A 16186-nucleotide genomic window follows, 5' to 3' on the forward strand; every position below is an offset into this window, starting at 1 on the left:
TCCTTTGCATAAAAATAAGTCATTATGCAAAAATTAAGAAAGATCGATGAGCACACCAATGTGATTACCTGGTTTGAAATCCCTGTTTCAGACCTGGACCGGGCACAACGTTTTTATGAAACTATTTTAGACCTCAAAATGGTCAGGAAAGGGGACGGCGAAGATGAAGGCATTTTCTTTCCTGCCGATCCTCATGTGGTTCAGGCCACTTCGGGGAGAGTAACCGGAGTGCTGGCCAGATCAGGCAGTAACCGGCCTTCAGATCAGGGTACGATTATTTATCTGAACGCCAGCCCGGATATTCAGGCAGTCCTGGACAGGGTTGCTCCGGCCGGAGGAAAGATGGTGGAACCGAAGCGGCTTTTTGTACCTGTAGGATTTATTGCTGTGATCATGGACAGCGAGGGCAACAGGATCGGTCTGCATTCGGAATCATGACGTAACGGGTGTTCAGGCTGCTGTCTGCATAGGGAATGATCCGTTTTGATTAGATATGCTTATATTTGAAACAGTTTCAATGTTTATTCTGGACAGAGTATTGTAAAAACATTTCCGGAAAGTACTTGGACTGCACTTTACAATAAAAAACATACAAAAATGACACACCGTTTCAGACTCACTGTTCTGTTTGCCTTGATGATCTGCTGCCAGGCTTTCGCCCAGACCACAGATAACCTCAAAGAAAAAATACAGCAGATTATTTCATCAAAGGATGCTGAAGTAGGCGTTGCCATTAAAAGCCAGGACGGCAAGGATACTCTATCCATCAATGGCAACCGGCATTTTCCGCTGCAAAGCGTATTTAAGTTTCACATTGCATTAGCGGTCCTGTCACAGGTTGATAAGGGTAAATTCAGCCTCAATCAGAAAATAAAAATAGGGAAGAAGGATTTATTGCCGGATCTCTACAGTCCTATCCGTGATCAGTATCCTAACGGGGTGACGCTTCCTTTATCTAAAATATTGGAATACACGGTTTCACAAAGCGACAATGTAGGCTGTGAACTGTTGCTGAAAATGATCGGTGGCCCGGAAGCGGTAGAAAAGTACTGTAAGGAAAGCGGAGTGAAAGATATTTCCATTAAAATCAATGAAGAAACCCAGCAGGCCAACTGGGACCTCCAATTCCAGAACTGGACCACTCCGAAAGCAGGCAACGAAATCCTGGAACTCTTTTATGTCAATGCCAACCAATTGCTCTCGAAGAAGAGTTACGATTTCATCTGGAAGGTGATGCGGGAAACTGAAACGGGGGAAAACAGGCTTAGGGGGCAGTTGCCCAAGACAACTGTGGTGGCTCATAAGACAGGATCTTCAGGCGCCAATAAAGAAGGCCTTACTGCAGCTGTTAATGATATGGGAATAGTCTTTTTGCCGAACGGAAAGCATTATTTCATTACTGTATTTGTTACAAAGTCCATGGAAAATGCAGAAACCAATGAAAAAATCATCGCGGATATCTCAAAAGCAGCCTGGGATTATTTTAACAAAAAGAAATAAACGGGATGCAGGCAAAATAATCTGTCCGCAGCTTTGAATAGCGCCTTATGCATCATTGATAAAAAACAGCATTCCTCATTTCAGGGATGCTGTTTTTTATTGTTTACACAGCAGCTACAGAAATCTTCTCTACTTTCTCAGTTTGGGAGGTCACCCACAAAATAATACAGTCGCTGCCGGTTACATTTTTCATTTCAGTCGTGTTGAGTGAAACGGTATTTCTTTTCTGACATCAATGCTCAACCCTCTGCATTTGGATAGAAAATCCCGCCATCTGCATTCAGCCGGGCGTATTCTGCATCGACCTTCCCCGTTGCATGATAAATAAGCGCACTTTTGCTGAAAAAAATAATGGAGCGAGAAAAATTCCACGGGCTGGACCACCTCAGAGCTGTTGCCATTCTTTTGGTGCTGTTGTATCATTACCGGATGTTTGAACATCCGGACTGGATCGATACGGTGGGCTGGATAGGGTGGACCGGGGTCGATCTGTTTTTTGTACTGAGCGGCTTCCTGATCTCCGGCCAGCTGTTCGGGGAAATCAGCCGGTATGGAACCATCAGGCTGAACATCTTTTTTACGAAACGGTTTTTCAGGATTATTCCGCCGTATGCAGTGACGCTGGTCCTGTATTTTTGTTTTCCGGTATTCCGGGAACGGGAAGCATTGCCGCCGTTATGGAAATTCGTATCCTTCACACAGAATTATGGATTGGATGTGATTGACCAAGGGACATTTTCTCACGCCTGGTCATTGTGCATCGAAGAGCAGTTTTACCTGGTACTTCCGTTGTCCTTATTGCTTCTGATCCGGCTGAAATCAGTGAGCTACGTGACCTCTGGAATCCTTTTTGTGCTGATTTTTACCCTGCTAATCCGGCTTTTTTTCTGGGAGCATGCTGTTGCTCCGCTTCTCGAATCGCCTGAGTTCTGGAAAGTATGGTACATGAAGCTGTATTATCCTACGTATACGCGGCTGGACGGACTGGCCATCGGCGTGCTGATGGGTTACCTGTTCAGGGTTTCATCCAGGTTCAAAACAATCATCCATAAGAATGGGAACCTCCTGACCATTACCGGAATTCTGGCTGTAACTTTTTCTCTTTGGTTTTGCAGGGACCAGTACTCAGCTCAGGCTTCGGTTTTCGGGTTTAGCCTGGTGGCGATCAGTTACGGAATCCTGGTAGCGGGAGCCATTTCGCAGTCATCGTTCCTGGGCAGGAAAGCCAATATGGTAACGTCACAATTGGCCGCCCTTTCGTATGCCATCTATTTGTCCCACAAAGGGATCATCCATCTGGTGCAGCGATTTCTTGATCAGCTTACAATCCAGGTTCCGGACACTGTTGTGCTGGTTCTCTGCCTAGTCAGCTGTATCCTGGCCGGGTTGCTGTATCGCTATGGTATCGAAAGGCCATCGGCGCAGATCAAAAATAAAATCCTTAATCAATATTTTCTATGAAAACTATTCATCTACTCATCTTCATGCTGCTGTCCGGTTTTGCAGCGGCCCAGAACTATTCCCCAGAAAAAAAGGAAATCGAAACTGTTATCCGGCAGGTTAAAGAAAGCATCATCAGAAAAGATTCGGCAGCTTTTTACCGCCTGTTCCATGAAAATCCTGTCGTCTGGATCGGTGTGGTTAAAAACAGGTCGCAGGCAAAACGGCAGCAGACCAATCCGGCGAACAGCAAAAATTATTTCAAAGATACCTATGAGAATTTCTTCCGCTATATTATGGAACCGGGAAGGAAGGAAGAAGAATTTAACAACATCCGCATCGTCAATGATGATGTCATGGCAAGCGTTACTTTTAATTATATTTTCCGTGAAGACAACACCATTACCAATTGGGGCGATGAAGCCTGGCACCTGATTAAAGCGGAAGGGAAATGGAAAATCGTGAGCGTTATTTATTCCTATGAAAATGCAAAATTTTTCCCGAAACCTGAGTAAATCTGTATGGTGATGTTTTAGATTTTTTGCATGGAAATTAAATTCGCTCGCAGATCACAGGGATTACACAGATCTGAATGCAAATAAAGAATCTGCACCATCCGCAAGCGAAAAATAAAGATAAAATGACCTGACAGGCATTCAAACCTCATAGGTTTTCAAAACCTATGGGGTTTTTCTTACTGCAAAATAAGCCTGTAAATAATCAATACCGGATCAGCATTCCATCTGGAAAACTTTTCCCGCTTCCAAACCTTCAAGGTTTTTAAAACCTTGAAGGTTTCCATCAGAGCTCATCCATTTCTAAACCTAACGGGTTTCCAAAACCCGTTAGGTTTTTCACTGTAGCACAAGCCTGTAAGATGAAATGAAAGATCATTTCGATCTGTAAACCTTCACCCTTCGTATGATCAGCTTGTTTCGTCCTCTTCACCTTCTTTAACTTCTAAAAAAGCCTTCCTCCGTTCCAGAATAACAAACCCTGCATCCAGCATTTTCGTCAGATAAATATATGGACTCACCATATTCTTTTCCGGGCCGCAGCGGTAGACGCCGAGGGAAAAATAGACCATTCCGCCCAGGAAGTAATCGAATTCCTTTACAGTGAAAGCGGTAAAAGCGGTGTGGAAAACCAGCAGGGGATTGTGGAATTCTTCATCGGAAAGGGAGCCTTGCATGAGTGGTGAAATGGTTTCAGTTGAGGTACTGAGCATCCACTTCTTGTTTTTCATGCGGAGAAAATATCCGGCACGGATAAATGACCGCATCGACTGGTGGAAATGGACAATAGTGGAAAAATCTTCGTCTATAAAACCTCTTTTCTGCACGGCACACTGCATAATGGTGTTCAGCATATCTTTGGCGGTGGTGAGGTCGTTGAACCGGAAGAATGTGTCCAGCATTTTCAGGCTGGAATGTTTCTTATGGCTGTATTTCGGCCGGTGTTTTACGTTGATGGTTTCTTTTTTCATACGGATGTTTTTTTGTGTTTATGAGGTTCCGGTTGAACCTACAGGTTCCCGGAACAGTTCGTTTTGTTGACTGTCCTTATTTAATGGCAAGCTTAAAAGCAGGTTTTTTGGTATTTTAAAAAGCTTTCCTGGTGCCCTTGGGCAGAGAAAAAAGAACCGGGTAACCGAGGAATCATTAGCCGCCGGGCACCGGAAAGCAGGGAATATACACGGCTGTATCAGCCGGCATACTCTAAAAACACACATTTACACATTGATACTTTATCGTTGGGAAGATTGGCTTAGAAAAATTGTAGAGGCAGCGGACTGCATGAAATAAAAACGGCGTGGAGCTCTACATATCCGATTCGGGGCACTGGTATACCTTGTACACAGATAAGAGAACTCACGCCTAGGTCGTGAGCTTTCCGCTTATCGTCTCGTGTACTAAAAATTACCAGTTTTCGAATCGAGATTCTAAGCAATAGCTTCTATTGTTCGTTGAAGTATCGCAAAATTACTGCAATCAATAATTCTTTCCAAATATATATAAAAAAGATAATGTAAACCAAACGGATTACAAGTTTTTTTATCAAATATTTTAAAATTGTTAAATGAGTAAGCTTAACAAAGAAGATATTGAACTAAGAAATAAAATTATTCAAAGATTAATTAATCTGAGAGAGGCCACTGGGTTGAGCCAAAGCGGATTTGCTAAGCTTCATGATATTGACAGACAACAAGTAAACCGATGGGAAAGTTTCGAAAGTGACAGGGGAGTCACGATCTACACCATTCAAAGATTTTGCACGCTTGTCAAAATTACCTTACAAGAATTTTTTGATGATCCATTATTTAACTAGGTTTAAAGTAGAATTGAATTATAACTATACTTATAATTTGATCTATTTGGAAGTACAATCATTTAGCTATTAAATAAAATTATATAATCCACTGATTCTTTAAGCATAAAAAATTATACTCTAGCTATTTATAAATTATTTATATATATTTGATATATATATAAAAACTAATGGATCATACTCAAAAATTGAGAATAAAAACAGCTATGATAGTATATGAACTGGAAACCTCATTAGGTAACTATGTCATAGAAAATGAAGTCTTACACACTATTTCAGAATCAAGTATTGAATCAATAATTGATAGAGAAAAAGTTAGAGGAAATGTTCTTTCAAAAGAAAACCTAAATTTAATTATTGAGTCTAGTTATTTAGATGAGATATTTAATTTTGCAATAAATATAACATTAAATACAAGTTTACATCAACATATGGTTGAACTTAAGCAACTATGTTTGATGTTTGGAATCTTTGACATAAGAAATGCAGTTAGTCATCCGAATAGACCATTTCCAGATTGCTATTGGTTCAGAGTTGCTGCAATTGCAAGTGATCCCTTAATTGAAAAATTAAGTTTATCAAATATTAGAACAGCACTAAATTCTGCAATGGAGGAAAATTTAAATACACCTCCAGATGAGTGGTTATATAATGTTAATTGGGCTATTCCAAATACATTACCTTCTACGTTTGACCACGAAATTACTGGTTTATTAGGTCGTGATAAAGAATTTAAAGATTTGGAAAGTGTGCTCTCCAAAAGAAGAAATAATTTAATAGCTATAGTTGCACCAGGTGGTGTAGGAAAAACTGCTTTAGTTTTACAATATTTAAAAGATATATCTCTAAATCCTATTTGGACATCTAGGTTAAGCTGTATTGTATTTTGTTCTTTAAAAAATGAAAAATTAACTATTGACGGTATTGAACCTATTAATGCGATAATTGGTCTAGAACAAATCAAGGAGACAATTTTTTTAGATCTTAAAAAGATTTATAGTAATCATGAATTTACAACCATTGAAGAGGCAATAGAAATTCTAGAAGATGAAAATATTTTAATATGTATAGATAATCTTGAAACATTATTGATGGATTCTCAAAAAGAATTTATTGAATTCAATGAACAATTACCAATAAGTTGGAAGGTTTTAGTTACTAGTAGAATTTCTATTGATTCTGCTACAACTGTACCTTTAGAACCTTTAGTTAAAAGGCATGCTGTAAATTTGAGTAGAAATTATCTTAAAAAAAGAGGAGTTTTAGATTTCAAACAAGAAGACTTAGAGAAAATTGCTAGTACTGCTAATAACAACCCTTTAGCAATTAGGTTAACAATAGATTTATATTTAAAAGATGGAGATATAATTTCGTCCATATCAAAATCACAAAAAGATATTGCATCATTTTCATATAAAAATTTAATCGAAGTATTAAAGCAAAAATCAATTGTAATCTTAGAAGCAATATATGCAATTGGTAATCCTAATAGATCTGAATTAATTGAATTTTTAAATTTTAGTAAAGAAGATATTATTGAATCCATTAATGAATTAGGAAAAACAAGTTTGATATTTAGAACTATTGATGAATATGGTAATGATATATATGAGCTTAGTGATTCCATTAAAGATCTACTTTTAACAAATCCAAAAAATATTGAAGTTAGAAATAGTATTACTGAGGAAGTCAAAAAACGTAAAGCAAAAATATTAGAACAATCTGCTAGAATAAAGCAATTGGGGCTATCAGAGTTCGATGAGGAGTATATACCAGATAATATTGATCCCACAATATATAGTCTTGTCACAGATTTAAACAAATGCCTGGGAAAAAATTATAATCATTCAGATTTAATAATCATTAAAGAAAAGTTTAATGATATTCTAAAATATAAAAATAATGACGCTTTATTATTGTATCATTTTTCAAGAATTTTTAAAGATCTAAAAGATACCAGTAATGAATTATCAAATTTAATTAAAGCAGAAGAACAAAATCCGGAATCACCAAGAATTAAGTTAGCTATAGCTCTAAGATATTTTTATAATAATGATTATCTCGATGCATTAAATTATTTTGAGTTTTTAATTTCAAAAAATTATGATGAAACACTTAAATCTAATAAAAAATTTAGCTTTTCAGTAACAAAACTTTATTATTTAAGTCTTATTTACTTAGGCGAATATGATAAAATTTTGGATAAATCAATTAACTGGCAAAGTCATTTAAATTGGAGCGGAATTATTGGCGTCTCACGTGCAACTGCCTTAAAAAGGAAAATTGAGTTTAATCATTCTTTTACAGATATTATAACACCACTAGTAGAAGAAATATTTGATATACTAAATTATATCTTTGAGACAGAAGGGTACTTCGATATTGCTTGTACTGAGGCTAATAAGATAATAAAAGATATTGATTTTATAGTTAATATTTCATTCGAATATTCTCAACATATTCAAATAAAATATTTAAGTTTTGTTGCTAAACATTTCTTTAATATTATTTCTAAATTAAGAAATGAAAATATAAATAATATCGAAAATCAGATATTTATTAAAAAACTATTTGATCTTGAGTTAATTGGAAATCCGATAAAGGTAGTATCATGGTTTAAAAGATATGACGAAGAAAAATCTAAATATGATAGTGAACACATTCTTGAACTAAGTGCAGATGGATATGAAATAGTGAAAGTTTATCATATTCCAGAAGATAAAGGTTATGGACTTTCGAGCTTCATGTTTGCAGAAAATAAAGAAGGACAGCAATTTTATCTTAGTGTAAACTTTTTTGATGAAGGTTGGAATAGATGGGGATATATTAAGGAAGGAGATTTATTGGCAATCAAATACAAAAACGTAAAAAATGATGGAAAACCTTATCAAGCTATTCAAATTATCGAAATAGATAAGTACTAATTTAAAAGGCAATCTTAAAGATTGCCTTTTAAATTAGTACTTATCTAAGTTCATCAATTAATAACAAGTTACCAAGATTATCCCTCGCCGTAGAGTCTTTGTCAGTACGTAAATAAGTACTGTAGCCTATATGTATTGTACTAACATTTGCCCCTTCAGACCATGAACCTTTACTATAGTTGTAAGTTGCAGTTTTAAAAGTATGACCTAAAGATAATGCTGATATGACTTCATTTTTAGTAAATACTCTACCTTTACTCAACCGACCAGCTGATACCGGAGAGTGAACTAAAACATCAGTGATAAATGATGGATTACCACTTTTTTCTCTAATTGCTGTAATGTAAAACTTACTCATAACATTAAAATTTTTTCTGGCCTCTTTCATCCAGACCAGTAGTTGAATTTATTACCGGAGTTGATTATTTGTTCATTGGACTCTCCATAACGTTTGAACTATCCGAAATCGTAATAAAGTATTAATAACTTTACTTTTAAGATTTTAAACCTTTAGCATGAATTTAATGCTATCGCGTAGATTGTAGATAAGCAAATTCGATAAATCCGAATTATTTTAGTTCTATAGCTGTAAGCTTAACTCATAATTTTTTGCTTTCTTTTAATAACACAAGACAAAACTATAAGTTAGTTACGCAATGTTTTTGCGTAATTAAAGGTTTATGATGATTTTCTAAATAAAAAATATTATTTCAGAAAATAAGAAATCAAAATTTATATTTATTTTGTATTTAAAAAAGATGGAGAAATGTTATTATATAAAGGTATAAGAATTCTTATAATTAAATTCTCATTACTTATGAGAAATCAAACACTCAATAATATTGTCAACCACCAAAATAAAATTCTCCACCTCATTCCCATCAAAATATTTCCCATGCACGGTAAAATCGGCTCAGTGGTCGCGTTGTCGGTTTAGTGCGTCATCGGTCTGGGTGTACGCATCCGCATAGTTAGTCCTTCCGAAGCAAATTGTCACTAAACGCATTTCATAGTGGATAGGCTGGAATTGCTTATTTTTACAGCCCCATTTAATATCCATTATGAGCTTTACCGCCATCTATTATCAGCCCGATCATGATATCAGCGATTTTGTCAGCTGTTACTGGACGGTGGAAAATGCAGTGTCGGGAACTACGGTCACGGTTGTTCCGGATGCTTTTTTCGAACTGATCTTATCGAAAGAGGAAGGCCGCGGGTTTGAGGTTTCTCTGGTTGGGTTGGGAACCCGTTTTGAAGCCGATATAGAAATGCCGGTGACCCGGATGTTCGGGATCAGCTTCAAATTAATGGCTTCGGAATATATTTTCGGGCAGCCCATTGCAGGTATTGTGGATTCAGCAAGGGGATTGCCTCAGGATTTCTGGGGATTCTGCGAAAACGACCTGCATGATACCGGACGCCTGATGGAAAAGACAGCCCAAAAGATCAGGCAGCTGATCCCAGACAGTATCGATCCCAAAAAGAAAAAGCTATTTGAACTCCTCTACACATCCAACGGTGCGGTTACGGTTTCGGAAGTTTCGGAGCAAACGGGCTGGAGCAGCCGGCAGATCAACCGGTACTTTAACCGGCAGTTCGGTATTCCGCTTAAATCATACTGTACTTTTTTACGTTTCAGGTCTTCTTACCGGCAGCTGAAAGAGGGGAGGCTGTATCCTGAACAGAACTTTTCGGACCAAGCGCATTTTATCCGGGAAGTGAAGAAATTATCGGGCGTATCGCCCAAAGAACTGTCGAAAAATGAAAATGACCGATTTATTCAATTTTCGGGACGCCATCTGAAATAATTTTGCCGTAACTAAAATACAGGTTATGGTACTACAAGATAAAAAGGTAGCCGTTATCGGGGCAGGTCCGGTAGGCTTAACCTTCGCAAAATTATTGCAGCAATCCGGCGTGGAAGTCCATGTCTATGAACGGGATAAAAACCAGCACACGCGGATCAAAGGCGGCACTCTTGACATCCATCACGATTACGGCCAGTTAGCCCTGGAAAAGGCCGGGCTTTTAGATGAGTTTTACCGGTATTCGAGGCCGACACCAGAACGCTCGACCGATCAGTACGGTACTTTGCTGGAGGAAGATTACCCGGCAGAAGGCCATCTGTACGACCGTCCCGAAATCGACCGGAACGATCTTCGGACCATGCTTCTGGGACACCTGGATCCCGGTACGGTATTCTGGGACAGCAAATTAACCTCCCTGGAACAACAGCAGGACGGAACTTTTCTGCTGCATTTTGAAAACGGGAATACAGCTGCTGCCGATGTGGTGGTAGGCGCGAACGGCGGCATGAGCAATGTCCGGAAACTGGTCACCGATGCCCAGCCCGAATATACGGGAACGGTGGTGATCCAGGGTGAAGTGCTGCAGCCCGATCTTCATTGTCCGGATTTTAAACAACTATGCGGACAGGGAAATATGGCGGCCATTGCAGAACAGATGTTTGTCTTTTCCCAGACGAAAGCCAACGGGGCGCTGAATTATTACATTTCTTTCCGCCGGCCGGAACAGTGGATCAAAGAATGCGGACTCGATTTTACCGATAAGAAAGCGGTCAGTACCTATCTCGACCAGCTGTTTGCCAACTGGAACCCGGCGTACAGGCAATTGTTTTCGTCGACGGATGAATATACCTTGCTGCCGATGCGGCGCCTGCGCCCGGAAAACTGGAAGCCGCACCATAACATCACGCTGATCGGCGATGCCGCGCATGTGATGCCGCCGTTTTCAGGGATTGGAGTGAATATCGGCCTGCTGGATGCATTATACCTGTCGGAAAACCTGCTGAACGAAGCATTTACGAGCATTGATGGAGCCATACAGATGTATGAAGCACAGATGTTTGCGTATGCTTTAAAAGCCCAGGAAGATACCGCAGAGGCTGAAAGCAGCATCCATTCTGAAAAGAGGTTTGATGAAATACGGAGGGAAAAAAGGTAGTTCGACAAGGATAAATAAAGTGAAGAAGCGACTTTCAATTGTCTGCAAGGCATTGACACCTGCTCTTTGTGCGCTGATGCTTTCTGAAATGGTTTTCGGAGGTCCCCGAAAACGGATCTCACTGTGATTTCGTTGTTCCGGTTTGATGCAAATTTTTGTACCCGGAACAAAAGGAATACCGGAAATGGAGTAGTGCGGTACAGGTTGCTTGGGAAAACGGCTCCATAATGTATGCGCAGAAGCAGGTAATTCCGGTCCGGCCCATCTTTTTTTGTATATTTATAAAAAACTAATCCAATGCTTACCGATTCAAACCGTTCTTATGTCGCTTGCTGAATTGCCGTTCTATCCCGTTGAATTTTGCGAAGTCCTGAAATCCAGTGACCCGGACCATTATTTCAAAGCCGTGCATGTCTACAAATTCAATGCTGAAGGCATCCGCTACCTGGCCACATTTGAGGAATACCGGCACCATGTTTATGTGCTTCAGTTCTGCCTGGAAGAGAACAATGAAACCGACGATAAATTTGACCGTCTTGCCCATGTCGGACCTTCGGTAGCAAAAAAGGTCCTGGTGACTTGCGCATCCATCGGGTTATCGATCTACCGGGAACATCCGCTGGCCTCATTCTTTTTCACCGCAAGACCGGCTGCTGATGAGCTGGGCAAAGCAGGCGGGGTAAGGAATAAGCGGCTTTGTGTGTATCAACACTTTGCCGGATTTTTCTTTGATTCCGAACATTTCGCTCATTCCTGTTCCGTTGAACAAGGCTCCTATTTAATCCTAAACAGAAACTACGCACGGCAGGAGCCGGAGGCAAAGCAGAAAATAACGGATCTGCTTGACTCCAATTAAAAAAAACATCAGGAGAAAAATAATCCTCCTGATGGTTGTATGGTTATCATTCTGATGAATGCACTGTATTAGTTGCCAAATACGTTGTGCAGCTCATCTACAATTCCAATGTATTGCTTTTTGATGGAATTGATGCTGTAATAGTCTTCTGGCGTCCACTCCGGCTGCCAGCTGCTGCTGCTGAAGCTGTACACGTTCAGGTCCTTCATCTTTTTTACGGCATTCTCAAGGTGCTCATTAATATTCTTGATGGATGCGATATTGGTACTGATGCTCTGGCCCTCCCACGTAGATGAGATATCCTTAGCCGCACTGAATTTCACCGGATACAGCACGATATCGCCCTTCTTCAATACGCGCTTCTCCATATCCACTTCGAACTTGGCTGCAATCAACGGGTTTTTGGAAAACTTGGCTCCGTCGCTGTTGATCTGGTTCAGAACCATCTGGGAGGGACCGAAAGCATAAATATCCCCGGAAGGCGTCAGGAACGGAAGCACTTTTAAAAACCTGCTGAAGGCACTGTAATTATTCGGTAAGAATGAACAGTCTTCGGTCTTGTACCACACGTTGGTATACCCGGCATTGAATTCTGTTTTTACAATGTCGTTCGCAATGGATTTTGCTCCCTGATACAATACTCCCAACCCTAATTCTGCACTGCGCAGGAACTTGATTTCATTCCATTTTGTATAAATTTTCTGGGCATCCGTGCTCAGTTGGTCATAGGCGTTCTCGATAACACTTTCGTCATCAAAATTATCCCTGATATACCCTGCCTGCTGGCTGAACGAAGCCGCAATCTGGTTGAACGGGGACATTTTAAAATTGGAAGCCGATATTCCGCTGGCATCCAGCATATAATATGTTTTACCCAGTGAAAGGAAATCCTGGATCATGGATTGTTTTTTCAGCAGTTCCTGTGTGGAGCTCAGGTCATCTATGGCATTCAGGTACCCGGTGGCCATCCATGGGAAGAGGTCCGGCCAGTTGCTGATCCATACGCCGAGCACGGTATAGTTGTCGTCCTTTTTCCCCAGCTGGATTTTTTCTGTGGTGGCTGCTGCTGCTGCTGATGGCCTCATAACCCTGAGCTCGTTGTCGAGCGCCAGTGCTTTCGGGGCCTCATTTTTTTTCAGCACATCAAGATTGTTGTTGGCGACTTCTTTTTTAAGATCATCAACCGGTTTCGGATCTGCTTTCTTCTCGGAGCGTTTCAAAAACTCCTCTATGGTCAGGTCTTTTTCCTTCTTTTTCGCTTCCTCGAAAGCGGATGTCTTTGCCAGGGCATCCAGGTTGGTCAGGTTCTTGATTTCGTTGACCTTCTCGGTCACTTTAGCATCCTTTTCCGGTGTTTTGAATTCCGGTATTTTGGGTGCATTGGCTACGGCGCTTACCTGCGGTGCTTTTTCCAGCAGGCTGATCGAACTGATTTCGCTGAATGCCTTGCCTTCCACCACCTGGCTCCAGGCAGCAATCTGCTGCTGCACACAGCCGCCGCTTGACCAGGAAGATGTGGTCACATTCACCTTTGATTCCCTGCGGGAATTGCTTCCGTCATAAGCCGCTTCTACCGTGATCGCCTTTCCGACCCCCGAATAGGTAAAGTTTCCTTTGGTGCCGTATTTCCAGCTGCTTTCCCCTGATGAGCTGATCATTTCCAGGGATACGGTTCCCATACCTCCCCAGACTACGCCTACCACCATACCGTCACCGTGTTTCTGGAAGAACAGCTGGACCGATTTTACCCATGCATTGACCAGGCTCACAATCTCCGGATGTGCGGCCGGGGACTGCATAACGGTTAAAAGATTATCGGAACCCAGTTTCTTCATCAGGGCATTGTAATTGTCCAATGCATGCAATGCCATCTGCTTAGGGTTGGCCTGAAGCGAATTGATCAGGTCCTCCGCTTTTAAATCGTTGAAATTAATGTATTCCACTCCGGACAGCATCTGCACATTGTAATTAACGGCTACCTTTTTCGTCAGTTCTGCGGCAGAATTACCTGCATAGACGGATAAACCTGCGTTAATGCTGGTAAGTCCGGAAATACCGTATGATCCGGATACGCCTACCGAACCCTGGTTCAGCCGGTCTGTATAAACGTAGGAACTGCCTCCGGTCATCGTTTGTTTTACCTCCTTGTCCGGAACCATTTTGGTGATGTCCCCTTTGATGACAGAGGTGAGGAAACGGCCGGTATCACTTTTTACAATGCTTCCGATCTCAACGGCGTAAAAAGGATTGATGGTCCCGTTTGAACTTTTTATATTGCTCATGATTATTATTGTTATCAGTTTTAGAAAATAGATTTCAATTAATTGCTTTTGCAGGGACCTAGAGTTTAATACAGCTGATGGTTACATTACCGATGGCGCCGGAGTTCTTATTGCCGCCCTCCCTGTTCGAATAGTAAGATTTGTCACTGGCATCCTGGGTCCAGCTGAAGCTGTTGTCTTTTTTGCCCCACGGGCACTCCCATACAAATTTCCCGATCTTGGTATCCCCGTTATACAGCTCGAAGCTTCCCTGCGTGCCGGAAGAGGCGTCTGACCTTCCGCATGAGCAGATTGACGCGCTCTTGCCTGAATCCACGGTAATCCTATTGATATCATCAGTGCTGATTTCTTTATCCTTATCGCCTTCCTGATAGAACTTTCCCCATTGTAAGGTTGCATTTTTTACTGTTAAAGTCATATTTTCCGATACGATCTTAACTTCAATCCATTGTGCGTATGCCATAATTTGTAATGTTTTAATTCCTGTTTTGTTTTTTCAGGAATGTTGATCCGTTTTTTCAAGTGGGAGCTGCTCCACCGTATGGTTAATTGTTTTTGTTTGTCCGTGAACCATCATCACCGCCTTACGGAAGCGATGACGCAGTCATCTGATTATTTTTATTTCTGCCGTATTAAAATGCCGGTTTTAGCCGTACCTGAATGATCTGACATAAAAATTAAAGGGTGTCATTTTTAAGGACAGCACCGGTCGGGCTGTACACGCAATACCTGTATTTGGTATCATCTGGCCGATTAGGAGTATAACCGTCCGGAACAGACCGGCAGCCGGATAGGCTTGGGTGAAAATAGAGGCCGGTATTGATTTCCGGAAATTGTGTTGCTGGGAGAATTTCCTGTTGAGGTGTTCTCAATGAGCCCTGGATACACCTGTGGGCAACAGGGTGGGTTAGATGTGTTGTTTTCATGGGATAATTAGTTTTTATACATATTCCTGTAGACATATTTTTTACAGGCAAGACCATTGGTCTGTGGTTATTTGTTTTATTTCATTTCGGGTGGTCAGTCCGTCTTTTGATCGGTAGTTTTTAAATACGCTCTATTATTTTTAGGTAGGGCTGCCTATGTCAACGGATATATTGGCTGCCCGTTCCCTAGCTTTGGATCTTACTGGTGGTCAACCGGCATTGCTGCTATGTCTTCGTCGGCAGATCCTGATGGTCAAATTTAAATATTTTTTCGGTTTAAAGGATATAAACCTGTTTAAACTTTTGTTGATATTAAAAAATAAAACAGGATAGGCATGGATAATGAGGATCATCTATATTGGATTTAGGGTGTCAGACCCCTTCCCGGAGGTTTTTTAAGCGGCCTGTAAGGCATTTCTGTATTGTAAATCCTGTTTCAAATCATTGCATCGAACCCATGTGTTCCTGTGGATTCCATTACAGGAATTCATGTTTTGTATCCTGAAATTGCTTCTGGCCACATTAAAAAAAGTAATTTTGAAATTACAGCCTGTCATATTTGTTCATTTATATTTTATATCGTAATATTGCGATATAAAAATATGCGTTATGGGAATCACTAAAACAGAAATTTATACGGACGGGCAGAATAAGCTGGCTTCGCTCCTCAAAGTTTTAGGGCACCCGGCCAGGATAGCCATCCTTCAGTATATCATCAGCCAGAAGGCATGCATCTGCAATGACCTTGTGGAAGAACTGGGATTGGCACAGGCTACCATATCACAGCATTTGAAGGAACTGAAAAATCTAGGCATCATCAAAGGATCTATTGAAGGTAAATCTGTTTGCTACTGCATTGATGAGAACGTCTGGAAAGAGATCCAGAAGGAGTTCAATGCTTTTTTCAATCAGGACGTTAAAGTTAGTCAATGCTGTTAAGGGCATTTTTTTAAGTTTTTATATCGT

15 protein-coding genes are annotated in these 16186 nt (G+C 40.5%); 10 read left to right on the forward strand and 5 right to left on the reverse strand.

Features of this window, described 5'->3' with window-relative positions; translation table 11 throughout:
- Nucleotides 1-24 precede the first annotated feature (24 nt).
- The 4 genes from CGB83_RS00110 to CGB83_RS00125 all read left to right on the forward strand — a co-directional run bounded on the left by CGB83_RS00110 (nt 25) and on the right by CGB83_RS00125 (nt 3455).
- Nucleotides 25-438, forward strand: a complete 414-nt coding sequence (locus CGB83_RS00110; protein ID WP_100073935.1) for a VOC family protein — start codon at nt 25-27, stop codon at nt 436-438.
- 159 nt (nt 439-597) lie between these two features.
- Nucleotides 598-1500: a class A beta-lactamase, subclass A2 gene (gene bla / locus CGB83_RS00115; protein ID WP_100073936.1), complete on the forward strand. Its 903-nt coding sequence runs from the start codon at nt 598-600 to the stop codon at nt 1498-1500.
- Between the two features lie 351 nt (nt 1501-1851).
- Nucleotides 1852-2961, forward strand: coding sequence for an acyltransferase family protein (locus CGB83_RS00120; protein ID WP_100073937.1), 1110 nt, complete (start codon nt 1852-1854; stop codon nt 2959-2961).
- Nucleotides 2958-3455, forward strand: a complete 498-nt coding sequence (locus CGB83_RS00125; protein WP_157761256.1) for a Cif family virulence factor — start codon at nt 2958-2960, stop codon at nt 3453-3455. Before CGB83_RS00120 ends, CGB83_RS00125 begins: the two co-directional genes overlap by 4 nt.
- A 410-nt stretch (nt 3456-3865) precedes the next feature.
- Here the strand turns inward: CGB83_RS00125 and CGB83_RS00130 are convergent, their stop codons facing one another.
- Nucleotides 3866-4426, reverse strand: coding sequence for a hypothetical protein (locus CGB83_RS00130; RefSeq protein ID WP_100073939.1), 561 nt, complete (start codon nt 4424-4426; stop codon nt 3866-3868).
- A gap of 593 nt (nt 4427-5019) precedes the next feature.
- On the opposite strand from CGB83_RS00130, the gene CGB83_RS00135 reads away from it, so the two are divergent.
- Nucleotides 5020-5268: a helix-turn-helix transcriptional regulator gene (locus tag CGB83_RS00135; RefSeq protein WP_100073940.1), complete on the forward strand. Its 249-nt coding sequence runs from the start codon at nt 5020-5022 to the stop codon at nt 5266-5268.
- Between the two features lie 170 nt (nt 5269-5438).
- Nucleotides 5439-8192, forward strand: coding sequence for an ATP-binding protein (locus CGB83_RS00140; protein WP_100073941.1), 2754 nt, complete (start codon nt 5439-5441; stop codon nt 8190-8192).
- Nucleotides 8193-8232: 40 nt separating this feature from the next.
- Here CGB83_RS00140 and CGB83_RS00145 read toward each other — a convergent pair whose 3' ends face one another.
- Nucleotides 8233-8580 carry a DUF3892 domain-containing protein gene (locus CGB83_RS00145; RefSeq protein ID WP_100073942.1) on the reverse strand — a complete coding sequence of 116 codons (348 nt, stop codon included), beginning with the start codon at nt 8578-8580 and terminating at the stop codon, nt 8233-8235.
- A 673-nt stretch (nt 8581-9253) separates the two neighbouring features.
- Between CGB83_RS00145 and CGB83_RS00150 the strand changes: the two genes are divergently transcribed.
- From CGB83_RS00150 to CGB83_RS00160, 3 genes are all read left to right on the forward strand, one after another.
- The gene (locus tag CGB83_RS00150; protein ID WP_100073943.1) at nt 9254-10000 is read left to right on the forward strand and encodes a helix-turn-helix domain-containing protein; all 747 of its coding nucleotides are present in this window, start codon (nt 9254-9256) and stop codon (nt 9998-10000) included.
- 25 nt (nt 10001-10025) lie between these two features.
- Entirely contained in the window at nt 10026-11156 is a 1131-nt protein-coding gene (locus CGB83_RS00155; protein WP_100073944.1) for an FAD-dependent oxidoreductase, read from the forward strand.
- 322 nt (nt 11157-11478) lie between these two features.
- On the forward strand, nt 11479-12012 hold the full coding sequence (locus CGB83_RS00160) for a hypothetical protein (RefSeq protein ID WP_100073945.1): 534 nt from the start codon (nt 11479-11481) through the stop codon (nt 12010-12012).
- Between the two features lie 68 nt (nt 12013-12080).
- On the opposite strand, the gene CGB83_RS00165 is transcribed toward CGB83_RS00160, so the two are convergent.
- The 3 genes from CGB83_RS00165 to CGB83_RS20055 form a co-directional block, all read right to left on the reverse strand.
- Nucleotides 12081-14294: a hypothetical protein gene (locus CGB83_RS00165; protein WP_100073946.1), complete on the reverse strand. Its 2214-nt coding sequence runs from the start codon at nt 14292-14294 to the stop codon at nt 12081-12083.
- Nucleotides 14295-14352: 58 nt separating this feature from the next.
- Entirely contained in the window at nt 14353-14757 is a 405-nt protein-coding gene (locus CGB83_RS00170) for an aegerolysin family protein (RefSeq protein WP_100073947.1), read from the reverse strand.
- A 214-nt stretch (nt 14758-14971) separates the two neighbouring features.
- The gene (locus tag CGB83_RS20055) at nt 14972-15220 is read right to left on the reverse strand and encodes a hypothetical protein (protein WP_157761257.1); all 249 of its coding nucleotides are present in this window, start codon (nt 15218-15220) and stop codon (nt 14972-14974) included.
- A gap of 609 nt (nt 15221-15829) precedes the next feature.
- On the opposite strand from CGB83_RS20055, the gene CGB83_RS00175 reads away from it, so the two are divergent.
- Nucleotides 15830-16159 (forward strand): ArsR/SmtB family transcription factor, encoded by a 330-nt coding sequence (locus tag CGB83_RS00175; protein WP_100073948.1) that lies wholly within the window; start codon nt 15830-15832, stop codon nt 16157-16159.
- Nucleotides 16160-16186: the final 27 nt, after the last annotated feature.

Source organism: Chryseobacterium camelliae (assembly GCF_002770595.1).
GTDB lineage: Bacteria > Bacteroidota > Bacteroidia > Flavobacteriales > Weeksellaceae > Chryseobacterium > Chryseobacterium camelliae.